Origin of the sequence: Microbacterium sp. CBA3102, assembly GCF_007954505.1 — a bacterium.
GTDB lineage: Bacteria > Actinomycetota > Actinomycetes > Actinomycetales > Microbacteriaceae > Microbacterium > Microbacterium aurugineum.
In genome coordinates, this window is record NZ_CP042412.1 from 2,202,360 (window position 1) to 2,216,340 (window position 13,981).

Annotated in this window: 15 protein-coding genes; 12 read left to right on the forward strand and 3 right to left on the reverse strand. The window is 70.1% G+C overall.

The features are described 5' to 3' along the window. Positions 1–16: 16 nt before the first annotated feature. Both hisS and FGL91_RS10500 read left to right on the forward strand, forming a co-directional pair. Complete coding sequence (hisS, locus tag FGL91_RS10495) at positions 17–1,267, forward strand: histidine--tRNA ligase (protein WP_227992060.1); 1,251 nt, start codon at positions 17–19, stop codon at positions 1,265–1,267. A 72-nt stretch (positions 1,268–1,339) separates the two neighbouring features. Continuing rightward, on the forward strand, positions 1,340–2,143 hold the full coding sequence (locus FGL91_RS10500) for an SGNH/GDSL hydrolase family protein (protein WP_153243792.1): 804 nt from the start codon (positions 1,340–1,342) through the stop codon (positions 2,141–2,143). Here the strand turns inward: FGL91_RS10500 and FGL91_RS10505 are convergent. Then, a complete protein-coding gene (locus FGL91_RS10505; RefSeq protein ID WP_153243793.1) occupies positions 2,115–2,654 on the reverse strand; it encodes a VOC family protein in 540 nt (179 codons plus the stop codon). The two genes, FGL91_RS10500 and FGL91_RS10505, sit on opposite strands and share 29 nt — an antisense overlap. Positions 2,655–2,741: 87 nt before the next feature. On the opposite strand from FGL91_RS10505, the gene FGL91_RS10510 reads away from it, so the two are divergent. Beyond that, the gene (locus FGL91_RS10510; protein WP_153243794.1) at positions 2,742–3,536 is read left to right on the forward strand and encodes an AraC family transcriptional regulator; all 795 of its coding nucleotides are present in this window, start codon (positions 2,742–2,744) and stop codon (positions 3,534–3,536) included. Positions 3,537–3,538: 2 nt separating this feature from the next. On the opposite strand, the gene FGL91_RS10515 is transcribed toward FGL91_RS10510, so the two are convergent. Both FGL91_RS10515 and FGL91_RS10520 read right to left on the reverse strand, forming a co-directional pair. After that, positions 3,539–4,774 (reverse strand): APC family permease, encoded by a 1,236-nt coding sequence (locus FGL91_RS10515; RefSeq protein WP_153243795.1) that lies wholly within the window; start codon positions 4,772–4,774, stop codon positions 3,539–3,541. Positions 4,775–4,817: 43 nt separating this feature from the next. Further along, a complete protein-coding gene (locus FGL91_RS10520; protein WP_047523192.1) occupies positions 4,818–5,288 on the reverse strand; it encodes a PaaI family thioesterase in 471 nt (156 codons plus the stop codon). A 107-nt stretch (positions 5,289–5,395) separates the two neighbouring features. Here FGL91_RS10520 and FGL91_RS10525 point away from each other — a divergent pair, with 107 nt between their 5' ends. The 9 genes from FGL91_RS10525 (at position 5,396) to FGL91_RS10565 (ending at position 13,943) form a co-directional block, all read left to right on the forward strand. Further along, positions 5,396–5,794 carry a GntR family transcriptional regulator gene (locus FGL91_RS10525; RefSeq protein ID WP_153243796.1) on the forward strand — a complete coding sequence of 133 codons (399 nt, stop codon included), beginning with the start codon at positions 5,396–5,398 and terminating at the stop codon, positions 5,792–5,794. Further along, positions 5,791–6,849: a DUF1648 domain-containing protein gene (locus tag FGL91_RS10530; protein WP_153243797.1), complete on the forward strand. Its 1,059-nt coding sequence runs from the start codon at positions 5,791–5,793 to the stop codon at positions 6,847–6,849. The genes FGL91_RS10525 and FGL91_RS10530 overlap by 4 nt, the downstream gene beginning before the upstream one ends. Further along, complete coding sequence (locus FGL91_RS10535; protein WP_153243798.1) at positions 6,846–7,793, forward strand: CPBP family intramembrane glutamic endopeptidase; 948 nt, start codon at positions 6,846–6,848, stop codon at positions 7,791–7,793. The genes FGL91_RS10530 and FGL91_RS10535 overlap by 4 nt, the downstream gene beginning before the upstream one ends. Positions 7,794–7,824: 31 nt before the next feature. Beyond that, positions 7,825–8,484, forward strand: a complete 660-nt coding sequence (locus tag FGL91_RS10540) for an O-methyltransferase (protein WP_047523195.1) — start codon at positions 7,825–7,827, stop codon at positions 8,482–8,484. Positions 8,485–8,596: 112 nt separating this feature from the next. Beyond that, entirely contained in the window at positions 8,597–9,877 is a 1,281-nt protein-coding gene (gene eno / locus FGL91_RS10545) for a phosphopyruvate hydratase (protein WP_153243799.1), read from the forward strand. Positions 9,878–9,957: 80 nt separating this feature from the next. Further along, a complete protein-coding gene (locus FGL91_RS10550; protein ID WP_227991506.1) occupies positions 9,958–10,512 on the forward strand; it encodes an FtsB family cell division protein in 555 nt (184 codons plus the stop codon). 47 nt (positions 10,513–10,559) lie between these two features. Continuing rightward, positions 10,560–11,102: a DUF501 domain-containing protein gene (locus tag FGL91_RS10555; RefSeq protein WP_153243801.1), complete on the forward strand. Its 543-nt coding sequence runs from the start codon at positions 10,560–10,562 to the stop codon at positions 11,100–11,102. Next, entirely contained in the window at positions 11,099–12,406 is a 1,308-nt protein-coding gene (locus FGL91_RS10560) for a S8 family serine peptidase (protein WP_153243802.1), read from the forward strand. Before FGL91_RS10555 ends, FGL91_RS10560 begins: the two co-directional genes overlap by 4 nt. 25 nt (positions 12,407–12,431) lie before the next feature. Beyond that, a complete protein-coding gene (locus FGL91_RS10565; protein ID WP_153243803.1) occupies positions 12,432–13,943 on the forward strand; it encodes an NAD(P)/FAD-dependent oxidoreductase in 1,512 nt (503 codons plus the stop codon). Positions 13,944–13,981 lie beyond the last annotated feature (38 nt).

Genomic DNA, 13,981 nt, shown 5'->3' on the forward strand with positions numbered 1-13,981 from the left:
GAACCCGCCGCGCGGTATGCGCGACATCCTCCCCGCCGACAAGGCCCGCCGTGAGCGGGTCCTCTCCGTCATCCGCGAGCGCTACCTCGCGCACGGCTTCGACGAGATCGAGACGCCCGTCGTCGAGGACTACGATCGCCTCCATGCCGGGATCGGCGGCGACAACGAGAAGCTCTCGTACAACATCCTCCGTCGCGGCCTCGATGCCGACGCGATCCGGGCCGCGGCCGACGACCCCGCCGCACTCTCGGACCTCGGTCTCCGCTACGACCTGACCGTGCCGCTCGCGCGCTTCTATGCGAGCAACCGCGGCCAGCTCCCCACCGTCTTCCGGTCTATCCAGATCGGCCCGGTGTGGCGCGCCGAGCGGCCGCAGAAGGGGCGTTATCGGCAGTTCGTCCAGTGCGACATCGACATCATGGGCGATGACTCCTCACGGGCCGAGGCGGAGCTGATGGTCGCCTCCCTCGACGCCGTCGACGCGCTCGGACTCGACGGCGCGACCGTGCGGATCAACGACCGCCGGGTGCTGGACTGGATGCTGGACAGCTTCGGCTTCACGGCCGAGGAGCGCCCCGGGGTGCTCATCACGATCGACAAGCTCGACAAGATCGGACCGGAGGGCGTCGCCGCGGAGCTGCGCGAGCGCAGCGCTTCCGCGGCCGCCGCCGACGCCTTCGATGCTTTCCTGCAGCGCCCGCAGACGATGGAGTACCACCCGTTCGGGGAGCGGCAGATCCGCAAGGCGCTGCCCGAGGGCGCACCCGTCGAGCTCGTCGAGCACCTGGTCGGCATCGGCGAGGCGGTCGCAGCCGGGCGTGGGCAGTCCGACATCCCGCTCGTGTTCGACCCGTTCCTCGTGCGTGGCATGGGCTACTACACGGGCACGATCTTCGAGCTCGCGCACCCCTCGGTCGGATACTCGCTCGGCGGCGGCGGGCGCTACGACGGCATGATCGGGCGGTTCCTCGGCCAGCAGGTTCCGGCGGTCGGGTTCTCGCTCGGGTTCGAGCGTCTCGTCGACCTGATCGCCGAGGAGAAAGACACCGTGGCGCAGGCCGTGGTCCTGATCCACGATGCGGACGTCCCGGTGCAGGAGCTGGTCCGGCAGAAGGCCGCGCTGATCGCCGAGGGCACCCGCGTACGGCTGGAGCGACGGACGAAGAACGTCAAGGCGCTGCTCGAGCGGTCGGCGGCCGACGGCTACACGGCTTTCGCGATGGTCACGGCAGGCGCGGGCGACCTGGAGGTCAAGCCGCTCTCCTGATGCCTGCCCGGGGCACGAGAGCGGCGTCGGGCCGTTCACGCCGTGTTCACGGTGATCGGGTCGAATCGGGTCATGAGCCGGTTCCGTCTCGTGATGCTCGCGGCGCTGATCGCCGTGACGGTGGCGGCGTCCGTCCGTCTGGTGCTCGTGCAGCAGGCTGCGCTCGCACGGAAGCGCATCGGCAAGCCGCTGGGGGAGGAGTCGCTCGATGCGGATCGCGTCTGGCGTGGCGCGCTCGACGGGGAACCGCTCGATCTGCTGATGCTCGGCGACTCCATCGCCGCCGGTCTCGGGGCCGAGCGTCGCAAGGAGACGCTCGGCGGGCGTCTGGCGAAGGCGATCGGACGCCGGATGCACCGTCCGGTGCGGCTGCGTACGGCGGCGGTCGTCGGCTCGGAGTCACCCGACCTGCCTGCTCAGCTCGATGCCCTCCCCGCCGGGTACCGTCCGCACGTCGCGGTGATCGTGGTGGGTGGCAACGATGTGACGCATCGGCTGCCCGTGGCGCTGTCGGCGCAGCACCTGCAGGAGACGATCCGCAGGCTGAGCGCGCTCGGGGTCGAGGTCGTCGTGGGCACGTGCCCCGACCTCGGGGCGTTGCGCCCGGTGCCGCAGCCCCTCCGTCGGATCGCGTCGAGCCTGTCGCGCCGCCTCGCCGAGATCCAGGACGAGACGGCGCGACAGGCAGGCGCGGAGGCGGTCGATCTGCGTCGCGCGGTGGGGCCGATGTTCTTCGACGAGCCGGAGACGATGTTCAGCCTGGACCGGTTCCACCCGAGTGCCCTGGGTTACCGCCGTACGGCCGAGGCCCTGACACCCGCCGTGTGCCGGGCGGCGGAGCGGTCGCTCAGCTCGCGTCGGCGGGAGCCTCGCTGAACGATGCCGCCCATTCCGCGACCCGTCGGCTGCTCTCTTCCTCGGAGATGTCCTCGACGCGCGTCATGACGGACCAGCGCACGCCGAACGGATCGCGGATGCTGGCGAACCGATCGCCGGAGACGAAGAGGGCCGGTGCTTCGCGCACGGTGGCTCCGGCGACCACGGCCTTCTCGACGACGGTGTCGACGTCGGAGACGTAGAGACCCATCGAGTAGCAGTCGTCATCGCCCTCGGGTGCGCGGACGAGGTGGTACTCCGGATTCGGTTCGCCCAGCTGGAGACGGCCCAGCCCGAAGTCGAGGTCGGCGTGCACGACGACGCCGCCGAACTCGGTGACGTCGACGACCCGCGCGCCGAACACGTCGCGATAGAAGTCGATCGCCTGCTTCGCGCCTCGGATCGCCAGGAACGGGGTGAGGGAGGTGGTCCCGTGCGGGCGGCCGTTGGTGGTGTGGGTGCCGGTGGCACCGGTGGTCGGGGTGGCTGTCGTGGAGGTGTCGTCGCTCATGTCGCCACGGTACGTCGCGCGGGCGGACCACGGCTTGAAGATCCGCGACAACCTCTGCACGTCGGTGGCAGCGCCTACCCTGGCCCCATGGTGAATCCGACTCGTGGCGTGCTCTATCCGGCGCGGCTCCCGGAATTCCATCGGCTGCCCGCGCCGGCGGAGGTCGCGGAGCTGGTCGTGTGGTTCTGGATCCCGGAGTGGGACATCGCCGCCGGGCGCTCATCGCGGCAAGAGATGGTGGCCTACCCCGCGCTCAACCTCGTCGTGGATGCCGATGCCGTGACGCTGTCCGGTGTCACGACCCGCGTCTCCCACCGCGACCTGCGAGGGCGAGGCTGGGCGGTCGGTGCCCTGCTGCGCCCCGCCGCGGTGGCCGCGCTGATCGACGACCCGGCTGCGTTGATCGACGGCGAGCGCGCACTGACCGCACCCGAGACCGCGGTGGCCGCGCTCCGCTACGACGTGGTGGCCGCGATGGACTCGGGCGACGGGCGCCGGGAACGAGCGGTGGAGGTCTTCGCACGGTGGCTCGCGGATCGGGTCGGGGCGGTGAGCGAGCCCGATCGGCAGGCGAACGCGTTGACGGACGTGCTGATGGACGACGCGGCGGTGCTCACGCCGGAGGAGGCGGCGACGCGCCTGGGGGTCTCCGTGCGGACCCTGCAGCGGATGACGCATCGTCATGTGGGCATCTCGCCGGCCGCGATGATCCGGCGACGGCGTCTGCAGGAGGCGGCGCAGCGCGTCCGGGATCAGCCGGGCGTCGACCTCGCCTCGATCGCGGCCGACCTCGGGTACTCCGACCATGCCCATCTCACCCGCGACTTCCAGTCGGTCCTGGGCATCGCGCCGCGGGTGTACCGCGCCGAGTCGAGCCTCTGAGATCAGGATCGGGAGACGCGCAGACGCACCAGCCGATAGGCGACGCCGAGGAGGACCACTGCTGCTCCGATGAGCGAGGCGAGCACGGGAAGCGTGTTCACCAGCAGGAGGCAGCCGAGTGCTCCGAGCACCTGCAGCGCGCGGGGGTAGCGGCGAGCGCTTCCGGCCTGTCGGAAGGCGGCCGCATTCGCGATGAGGTAGTACAGGAGCACTCCGAACGACGAGAACCCGATGGCGTCGCGGAGATCAGCGACGAGGACGATCGCGATCACGGCGATCGCGATCACGATCTCTGCGCGCTGCGGCACCTGATGGCGCTCATCGATCTTCGCCAGGAACCTCGGCACGTCGCTCTCCCGGGCCATGGCCAGCGTGGTGCGTCCGATGCCGGTCAGCAGTGCGAGGAGGGCTCCGAGTGAGGCGGCCGCGGCGGCTACGCGCACGATCGGCGTGAGCGCGGGCCATCCGGCCGCCGCGAGCACGTCGACGAGGGGAGCGGTCGACTCTGCCGCGTCGGCGCCGAGCACGAGGACCACCGCGACCGCCACGAGCAGGTAGACGACGACGGCGCCGCCCAGCGCGACCACGATGGCACGGGGGATGGTGCGCGCGGGGTCGACCACCTCTTCGCCCATCGTCGCGATGCGGGCGTAACCGGCGAAGGCGAAGAACAGCAGGCCAGCCCCCTGCAACACGCCGTACGCCGTGGCGTCGGGCAGCGGAGCCGCGCTGGTGATCGCGCCGGCGCCGAACCCGAACCCGAACCCGACCGCGACCGCGATCCCGAGGAGCGAGCAGACGACCAGCACGCGCGTGAGCATCGCGGTGCGCGTGACGCCGAGGCAGTTCACCATCGCGAGCGCGACGACCGCGGCGACCGCCACCGGAACGGTCCATCCTTCGGGGGCGGCATAGGCGGCGAACGTCATCGCCATGGCGGCGCAGCTGGCGATCTTGCCGATCACGAAGCTCCAGCCGGCGACGAAGCCCCACCAGGGGCCGATCTCCGCGCGTGCATAGGCGTAGGTCCCGCCGGCGACAGGATGGGCAGCGGCGAGCTGCGCCGATGATGTGGCATTGCAGTACGCGACGACGGCGGCGATGGCGAGTGCGACGAAGACTCCGCTTCCCGCGACGCCGATCGCCGGTGCCCACACCGCGAACACGCCGGCACCGATCATGGAACCCAGGCCGATGGCGACGGCGTCCGTGAGCGTCAGGCGACGAGCGAGGGGCATCCCGTCATCGTGGCATGCGACGGTGAACGGCGGGTGACGGCGGTCAGCTCCGTGCGGCGGTGACCCGCTTCTTCTCGCGGATGTAGACCTCGCGGCGCACCTTCGCGACGACGTCGCCCTCGCGGTCGGTGATGACCGTCTCGAACCACTCGAGCACCTTGGCTCCGCCCCGCGCACGCTCGCGGATCTCCTCGGCCTTCTCCTTCGACACCTCGAACTCGGCCGTGAGCACGCCTCGTCCCGGCTTGAGGAACTCGATCTCGCCGCGCGTGTCCCACACGACATGGTCGCGTCCGAGCTGGTGCATCACCAGCATGAAGAAGTACGGGTCGGTCATCGCCGACATCGAGCCGCCGAACGCGGTCTTGACGTAGTTGCGGGTGAAGACGTTGACGTGCAGTTCCACGGTGGCGTGCGTCCAGTCCTCACTGAAGCGGCGGATGCGGATTCCGCTGAAGAGATTGGGGATCCACAGGCTCATACCGATCGCGAGACGGCGGGGAGTGATGCGCATGAGGTCAGTGTGGAGTACCGCTCCGAGAGCGACAAAGACGTGTGGAGGATTGTGACAGTTATTCTAGTTCGCATAGAATAACTAGAGATTCGAGGAGAGGGGGCCGCATGCTCATCCGTGTCGATGTCGACAGCCCTCGTGCGCTGTACGACCAGGTGGCGACCTCCGTCCGCTCCGACATCCTCGCCGGCGTCCTGGCCCCCGGGGACCGGCTCCCCGCGGCGCGCGATGTCGCCGAAGCGCTGTCGATCAATCAGCACACCGTGCTCCACGCCTACCAGCGGCTGCGCGACGAAGGGCTCGTCGACCTGCGCCGGGGTCGAGGGGCGGTCATCGCGGCGTCCGCGGCACCGCTCGCCGAACTCGCCCATGACATCGACGACCTGGTGCGCCGCGCCGCTGCGCTCGGCGTCTCGGCCGATACGCTCGCGGGCATCGTGCGCTCCCATCGAGAGGTCCGCTCCGACCCCGACCACTCCGACCGTCGCGAGGAGGACTCGCCATGACCACCTACGACCTCACCCGCACGCCACCGCCGCTCCTGAAGCGCGCCCGACGGATGTTCCTCCTCGTCGCCGTGCTCGTGCCGATCGTGATCACCACGGTCTCGCTGGTGGTGCTGCTCTCCTGGTTGCCGTCGCTTCCGGAGCAGGTCGCGACCCACTGGGGTGTCGACGGCGCCGACGGGTTCGGACCCGCGGCCACGTATCTCTGGCTCCTGCTCGGGGTGGGCCTCGGGATCCCCGCACTGATGGTCGTCACGACACTCGTCGCTGTCGGGTCGCACTGGGGCGGCGCAGCGCGGCTGATGGGTGCGCTCGCCGCCGGGATGGCGGCCTTCGCCGCCGTGACGAGCGTCGGGTCGCTCGCGATCCAGCGCGATCTGTCCGAGTCCTCCGAAATCCCCGGCATCGGCGGTGTCGTCGCCGTTTCCTTCGTCGCGCTCCTCGTCGTCGCCGGAGCGGCCTGGGCCGTGCAGCCTCGCGTCCGCGCTCCCCGGGGCCGCACGCTCGAGCCGCGCTACGCCGTGCACATCGAGAAGGGGGAACGCGTCGTGTGGATCGCCACGACGAGCATGCCCCGCGGTGTGGTCGCCTTCCTCCTCGTCGTGCTGCTCGGACTCGTCGCGCTCGCCGCGTACCTGCTCGGGACCGGAACCGAGGGAGGAGGGATCGTCGCTCTCGTGGTGCTCGTCGTGGGCATCTCGCTGGCGGCCACGGCCTCCTTCCGCGTCATGATCACGCCGGAGGGCTTCGCTGCGCGGGCGCTCCTGGGGTGGCCGCGGGTCCGTGTCCCGCTCGACGAGGTCGAGTCGGCGCGCGCCGTCGACATCTCGCCGTTCGGTGAGTTCGGCGGATGGGGATGGCGCGTCGCCGTCGACGGCCGTTCGGGCATCGTCCTGCGCCGGGGGTCGGCGATCGAGGTCACGCGCCGCGGTCGACGTCCCTTCCTCGTGACGATCGACGGCGCAGAAGAGGCGGCCGCACTGCTGCAGGCGTATGTCGACCGCACGCGAACATCGGGCACGATGCCCACCGACACCGGAAAGGCGACGTCATGATCGACTCCACTCCACAGCTGCGGCGCGTGCCCTGGGCCGCCGTCCTTCTCTTCGTCGTCGTGGCCTTCGCCCTGGCGTGGCTGGTGGCGCTGCCGCTGTGGCTCGGTGACGGACTCGCCGAACCGCTGACCGTCGTGCTGCTCCCGCTGATGATGTGCACTCCGGCGGTCGCCGCGGTCATCGTCACCTTCGCGATGGGGGTTCCCGCTCGGGGTGGGCGCGCTCGGTTCCTCGGACTCTGGCCGCTGCGTCCCGCGAAGCGCGTCGTATGGCTCATCGTCGTCGGATGGCTGGTTCCGCCCCTCCTGGTCGGAGCGAGCCTCCTCGTGGCGGCGGCGTTCGGCTTCGTGCAGTTCGACCCGACCTTCCCCGCCTTCGCCGCCGAACTCGAGAAGGCCGTGCCGGCCGGCACGCCGTTGCCCCCGGTCGGAATCCTCGTGTTCGCGCAGCTCGCCGCGATCCCGGTGGGCGCGTTGATCAACAGCTTCTTCGCGTTCGGCGAGGAGCTCGGCTGGCGGGGCTGGCTGCTGCCCGCGTTGCGCCCGCTCGGGACCTGGCCCGCCCTGATCCTGAGCGGTGTCATCTGGGGCGCCTGGCACAGCCCGATCATCCTGCTCGGGTACAACTTCGGGCGTACCGACATCCTGGGCGTGGTGCTCATGATCGGCGGATGCGTCGCCTGGGGTGTCCTGTTCGGGTGGCTGCGTCTGCGCTCGGGGTCGGTGTGGCCCGCCGTGATCGCGCACGGATCGCTCAATGCCGCCGCCGGACTCGTGCTGATCTTCGCCGCCTCGCAGCCGGACATGGCTCTCGCCGGGCCGCTCGGGCTCGCCGGGTGGATCGTGCTCCTCCTCGTCGCGGTCGTGCTCGCGCTGACCGGGCAGTTCCGCACGCAGCCGGAACTCGCCGCTCCGGCACCCCGGTTCTCCCCACCGCAGCCTTGACGGGCCGAGGCGTCGGGGGTTGGCTGAGGGCATGGAATCCACTCCCGCGGCCTGGTCGCAGACCGATTCGTTCCTCGCCGACACACTGATCGGCTCCGATGCCCACCTCGAGGCGGCGCTCACGGCCCAGCGGGCAGCGGGTCTGCCCGAGATCGAGGTCGCCCCCGTGGCGGGCAAGCTGCTGAACCTCCTCGTCCGGATCAGCGGCGCGCGGCGGGTGCTCGAGATCGGCACGCTCGGCGGCTACTCCACGATCTGGCTCGCTCGCGCCGTCGGGCCCGAGGGGCGGGTGGTGACGGTCGAGGCGGAGCCGGACAACGCCGCCGTCGCCCGGGCGAGCATCGATGCGGCGGGCGTCGGCGATCGCGTCGACATCCGGGTGGGCAGGGGGGCGGACGTGCTCCCGAGCCTGGTCGGCGGTTTCGATCTGGTGTTCATCGACGCCGACAAGGAGTCCAACACGATCTACCTCGACTGGGCGGCGAAGCTCGGGCACGCGGGAACCGTGATCGTGCTGGACAACATCGGGCGCGAGGGGGAGATCGTGCGTGAGGACGCCGTCGACCCGAAGGTGGTCGGCACCCGTGACGGACTCCGCATGCTCGGGGACGATCCGCGCTTCGACGCCACGGCGCTGCAGACCGTCGGGGTCAAGGGCTGGGACGGCTTCGCGATCGCGGTCGTTGTCTGACTGCGCGTACCGGGAGGAAAGAGTCCCTGAGCCGGTCGGGAGCGCGGGCTAGACTGGGCGCGGATCGACGACGCTCCACACCACGTTTTCCCCCTGAGCAAGGAGCACATCAGTGGCACTGATCGAGGCTGTAGGCGCACGCGAGATTCTCGACTCGCGCGGAAACCCGACCGTCGAGGTGGAGGTCCTCCTCGACGACGGCATCGTGCAGCGGGCGGCTGTCCCGTCCGGCGCATCCACCGGCGCGTTCGAGGCGTACGAGCTCCGCGACGGCGACAAGGACCGCTACGGCGGCAAGGGCGTGCTCAAGGCCGTCGAGGCCATCATCGATGAGCTCGGCCCGGCGATCGAAGGTGTCGAGGCGAGCGAGCAGCGCATCGTCGATGAGATCCTCAACGAGGTCGACGGCACCGAGAACAAGAAGCGCGTCGGCGCCAACGCCATCCTCGGCGTGAGCCTCGCGGTCGCCAAGGCTGCCGCCGACTCGGCCGATCTGCCGCTGTTCCGCTACCTCGGCGGCCCGAACGCGCACGTGCTGCCCGTTCCGCTGTTCAACGTCATCAACGGCGGCGAGCACGCCGACAACGGCATCGACATGCAGGAGTTCTTCCTCGCCCCGATCGGTGCGGAGACCTACTCCGAAGCTCTCCGCTGGGGCGTCGAGACCTACCACGTGCTGCGCGCGGAGCTGAAGGCCGCAGGTTACGCGACCGGCCTCGGCGACGAGGGTGGCTTCGCCCCCGATCTGCCCAGCAACCGCGAGGGCCTGGACTTCCTGGTGAAGGCGATCGAGAAGGCCGGCTTCACCCCCGGTGCCGACATCGCGCTCGGCCTCGACGTCGCCGCCACCGAGTTCTTCAAGGACGGTGTCTACCGTCTCGACAACAAGGACTGGGACGCCGCCGCGCTCACCGAGTACTACGTCGGACTCGTCAACGACTTCCCGATCGTCACGATCGAGGACGCGCTGGCCGAGGACGACTGGGACAACTGGAAGCACCTCACCGACGTCCTCGGCTCCAAGGTGCAGCTGGTCGGCGACGACCTGTTCGTCACGAACCCGGCACGTCTGGCCGACGGCATCGCGCGCGGCGTCGCGAACTCCCTGCTCGTCAAGGTGAACCAGATCGGGACGCTGACCGAGACGTTCGACGCGGTCAGCCTCGCTCAGCGCTCGGGCTACACGGCGATGCTCTCGCACCGCTCGGGCGAGACCGAGGACACCACGATCGCCGACCTCGTCGTCGCGACGAACGCCGGTCAGATCAAGGCGGGTGCGCCTGCCCGCAGCGAGCGCGTGGCGAAGTACAATCAGCTTCTGCGCATCGAAGAAGAGCTGGGCGATGCCGCGGTCTTCGCCGGTCGTTCGGCGTTCCCGCGCTACCAGGCCTGAGCGCAGCCGAGACAGCGAGACATCTCGCCTGGCGGAGGATGCACGAAGGACCCGCCGGGCAGCACGACGAAGGAGGAGCCGTGGTACGACGACCGGCTCCTCCTTCGGCGTCTCCCGCGCCGAAGACTCCGCGGACGACGGGGAAGTCGGCCACGAAACCGAAGGCCGCGTCCGCATCGAGGTCGACGCGTGGCTCCGCTCCGCGTGTCGACGTCCGCGAATGGGCGGCGGGTATCCGTCTGTCCGCCTTCTCCGTCATCATGCTCTCGCTGGTGGTGCTCGGCGCGTGGGTCCTCGTGCCCACGCTCGGCACCTTCATCGATCAGCGCCAGAAGATCGCGGCGCTCGAGGCCTCCGTGCAGGTGAGCGAGGACGAGATCTCGGCGCTCATCGCAGAGCGGGACCGCTGGAATGACCCCGCCTACATCACCACCCAGGCCCGGGAACGGTTGTACTACGTGAAGCCGGGGGAGGTCGTGTACCTGATCGACAACGATCTCGATCCCTCCGCGCTGCCTCGTGAGCAGGCGCCGGTCAGCGACACCATCCAGGAGAAGCCCGCGGACTGGATGCCGCACCTGTTGCGCACGCTCGTCTCGACGGGCCTGAGCGACACGGCGGCGGTGGCTCGCTGAGGGGTCGCGTCGAGCATCTTCTCGGGCGGCTCCCGTACGCTGGAGAGGTGACCACGCCGCCGTTCCCCGCCCCCACTCCCGCCGAACTCGCCGTCGTATCGGCCCAGCTCGGCCGTCCCGCTCGGGGTGTGGTGGGCATCGCCGCCCGATGCGCCTGCGGCAACCCGACGGTGGTCGCCACGACCCCCCGTCTTCCGGACGGCACTCCGTTCCCGACCTTCTATTACCTGACCCACCCGGCAGCGACCGCGGCCATGTCGACGCTCGAAGCCACGCAGGTGATGCCGGAGCTCGCCGCCCTGCTCGTCGACGACGAGGAGGTGGCCGCGGCCTACCTCGCCGCCCATCAGGCGTACCTCGCCGACCGCACGAGGTTCGGAGAGGTCTCCGAGATCGACGGCATCTCCGCCGGGGGCATGCCGACGCGCGTGAAGTGCCTCCATGCGCTCGCCGGACACGCTCTCGCGGCGGGCCCTGGAGTGAACCCCATCGGCGACGCCGCGCTGTCGCGCTCCTCGTGGTCCCCGACGGTCTGCCGGTGTGAGGACCCCGGCGCCGCCACGCGTGAAGAGGCGGCTCTCCCGGAATGACCGTGCGTCGGACGTTCCGCAGCGCTGCCGCCATCGTGGTGGTCGCGGCCTCCGTCCTGCTCCTCGGAGCCTCCGCGACCCCGCCGCCGATCCCGGATGATCCGGCCGACCCGACGCGTGCGTCGGAGTACTGGCTCGACGGAGCGCGGATCCGCGAGGCCTGGCAGACCACACGGGGCGAGGGCGTGACGATCGCCGTGATCGACACGGGCATCGGCAAGGTGCCACAGGTGTTCGGCGATGCCGTGGTGGGCGGGACCGACGTGTCCGGCGCGGGAACTCCGGACGGACGCACACCGCTGGGCGCGGTCGACGGCAACCACGGCTCCTGGGTGGCGTCGCTCGCGGCGGGGCGCGGCGCGGCGGACGGCACCGGCATGATCGGTGTGGCGCCCGAGGCGAACCTGCTGTCGATCTCCGTGGGGTTCGGTGCGGCGGCGGCCGTCCCGTTCACGGAGCAGGTCGCGAAGGGCATGCGCTGGGCCGTCGACAACGGCGCCGACATCATCAACCTCTCCTTCACGACGAACACGCTGGATTGGGACGAGAGCTGGGACGATGCGTTCCTCTACGCCTTCGAGCACGACGTCGTCGTGGTCGTCGCTGCAGGGAACAGGGGAAGCGGGACGAACATCATCGGCGCCCCGGCCACGATCCCCGGTGTGCTCACGGTCGGCGGGGTGGACCAGACGGGTACGGCGAGTGTCGAGGCCTCCACGCAGGGCATCACGATCGGCATCTCGGCGCCCAGCGAGGGCTTGATCGGCGTCTCGGCCGACGGGACGGTCCAGCCCTGGCGCGGAACGAGCGGCGCGGCCCCCATCGTCGCCGGCGTCGCAGCGCTGATCCGTTCGGCGCACCCCGACATCAAGGCGATCGACGTGATCAACCGGATCATCCAGACCGCCATCCCGGTTCCGGATGCCGTCAAGCCGCGGGATCCGCTCTACGGCTACGGGCTCGTGGATGCGGCAGCGGCGATCTCCGCGGACATCGCGCCGGTGACCGAGAACCCGATGGGCGATCTCGCCGAGTGGATCCGGTGGTTCCGCCGCGCGGAGGCGAAACCGGAACCCAAGGCGTCCGTCACACCGGTCGCCGTGCCGCCTCTCCCGGCCGCGGACGCGCCCAGCGAGGCCGGTTCACCGTTGCTTCCCAGCGCTGATTCGTTGCGTTACGGTACCCTGCCGCTCATTGCGCTCACGGTCCCTGGTATCCTGATAGCGCTTGGCGTCACCGCAGCTGCCCGGCGCATCCGATCGGCGCGCGTTCCCGTACGCCAAATCCCCGACTCCGAGGAGTAGTTCTTCTGTGCCTCAGAACAGCACTGTGCCCAAGATTCTGATCGTCGGCGGAGGGTACGCAGGTTTCTACACTGCGTGGAAGCTCGAGAAGCACCTGCGCAAGGGTGAGGCCGATGTCACGATGGTCGACCCGCTGCCGTACATGACCTACCAGCCGTTCCTCCCCGAGGTCGCCGCCGGTTCGATCGAAGCGCGGCACTCGGTGGTCGCCCACCGTCGTCACCTCAAGCGCACGCACGTCCTCACCGCGAAGGTGACGAACATCAACCACGCGCAGAAGGTCGCGACGATCACGCCGCCCGTGGGCGAGCCGTACGAGTTCGCGTACGACCAGATCGTCGTCACCGCCGGAGCGGTGTCGCGCACGTTCCCGATTCCCGGGATCGCCGACAACGCGATCGGGCTGAAGACGATCGAGGAAGCCGTCGCGATCCGCGACAAGGTGATGTCGAACTTCGACAAGGCGGCGTCGCTGCCGGCCGGCCCCGAGCGCGACCGTCTGCTCTCCGTGGTCGTCGTCGGTGGTGGCTTCGCCGGCATCGAGGTGTTCGCGGAGCTGCGCTCGCTCGCCTCCTCGCTCGTCGGCAAGTACCCGCAGCTGAGCTTCGAGGACACGCACTTCCACCTCATCGAGGCCATGGGGCGCATCATGCCCGAGGTCTCGCTCAAGACCAGCGAGTGGGTGCTGAAGGACCTCGCCAAGCGTGGTGCCAACGTGCACCTCGACACCCAGGTCACCGGGGCGATCGACGGCAACGTCGAGCTCTCCACGGGCGAGGTCATCCCGACCGACGTCATCGTGTGGACCGCCGGTGTCATGGCCAACCCGACGGTGGTGCGGGGCGGAGACCTTCCCGTCGAGGAGCGCGGTCGCATCCAGACCCGCGCCGACCTGCGCGTGGGTACCCCCGAGGCCTTCGTCGAGGGCGCCTGGGCCGCGGGTGACGTGTCCGCTGTGCCCGACCTCTCCGGTGGGGGAGTCGGCGGCTTCTGCGTGCCGAACGCTCAGCACGCGGTCCGTCAGGCGAAGCTCCTCGCCAAGAACCTCGTCGCCGTCCTGCGCGGAGAGAACCCCAAGGAGTACTTCCACAAGAACCTGGGCGCCGTCGCGGGCCTCGGCCTCTACAACGGTGTCTTCCAGTCCGGCAAGATCGCCCTCAAGGGCTTCGTGGCCTGGGTCGCGCACCGTGGCTACCACGGCCTCGCGATGCCGACGTGGGAGCGCAAGTTCCGCGTGATCTGGGGCTGGTGGAACAACCTGTGGCTGGGCCGCGACCTGGTGAACCTCGAGACCGTGCAGAACCCGCGTTACGTGTTCGAGGAGTTCGCCGCCCGCCCGCGTCCGGCTGCTCCCGCGGCGCCGGCTGCGGACACGGCTCCGGCCGCGAAGTCCGAGCCTCCCGTCAAGAAGTCCGCGGCGAAGGTCTCCGACGCGGAGGGTGAGCCGGAGGCGAAGAAGCCGGCGACCAAGAAGGCTCCCGCCAAGAAGGCTTCCGCGAAGAAGGCCGCTGAACCCGTCGAGGCTTCGGCGAAGTAGGCGGACGCTCTCGCGTCTCCGGAACGGCCCCGTGCGCT

Coding starts and splice junctions, on each gene's coding strand:
- hisS (WP_227992060.1), top strand. CDS start 17: ATGCGCGACATCCTCCCCGCCGACAAGGCCCGCCGTGAGCGGGTCCTC.
- FGL91_RS10500 (WP_153243792.1), top strand. CDS start 1,340: ATGAGCCGGTTCCGTCTCGTGATGCTCGCGGCGCTGATCGCCGTGACG.
- FGL91_RS10505 (WP_153243793.1), bottom strand. CDS start 2,654: ATGAGCGACGACACCTCCACGACAGCCACCCCGACCACCGGTGCCACC.
- FGL91_RS10510 (WP_153243794.1), top strand. CDS start 2,742: ATGGTGAATCCGACTCGTGGCGTGCTCTATCCGGCGCGGCTCCCGGAA.
- FGL91_RS10515 (WP_153243795.1), bottom strand. CDS start 4,774: ATGCCCCTCGCTCGTCGCCTGACGCTCACGGACGCCGTCGCCATCGGC.
- FGL91_RS10520 (WP_047523192.1), bottom strand. CDS start 5,288: ATGCGCATCACTCCCCGCCGTCTCGCGATCGGTATGAGCCTGTGGATC.
- FGL91_RS10525 (WP_153243796.1), top strand. CDS start 5,396: ATGCTCATCCGTGTCGATGTCGACAGCCCTCGTGCGCTGTACGACCAG.
- FGL91_RS10530 (WP_153243797.1), top strand. CDS start 5,791: ATGACCACCTACGACCTCACCCGCACGCCACCGCCGCTCCTGAAGCGC.
- FGL91_RS10535 (WP_153243798.1), top strand. CDS start 6,846: ATGATCGACTCCACTCCACAGCTGCGGCGCGTGCCCTGGGCCGCCGTC.
- FGL91_RS10540 (WP_047523195.1), top strand. CDS start 7,825: ATGGAATCCACTCCCGCGGCCTGGTCGCAGACCGATTCGTTCCTCGCC.
- FGL91_RS10560 (WP_153243802.1), top strand. CDS start 11,099: ATGACCGTGCGTCGGACGTTCCGCAGCGCTGCCGCCATCGTGGTGGTC.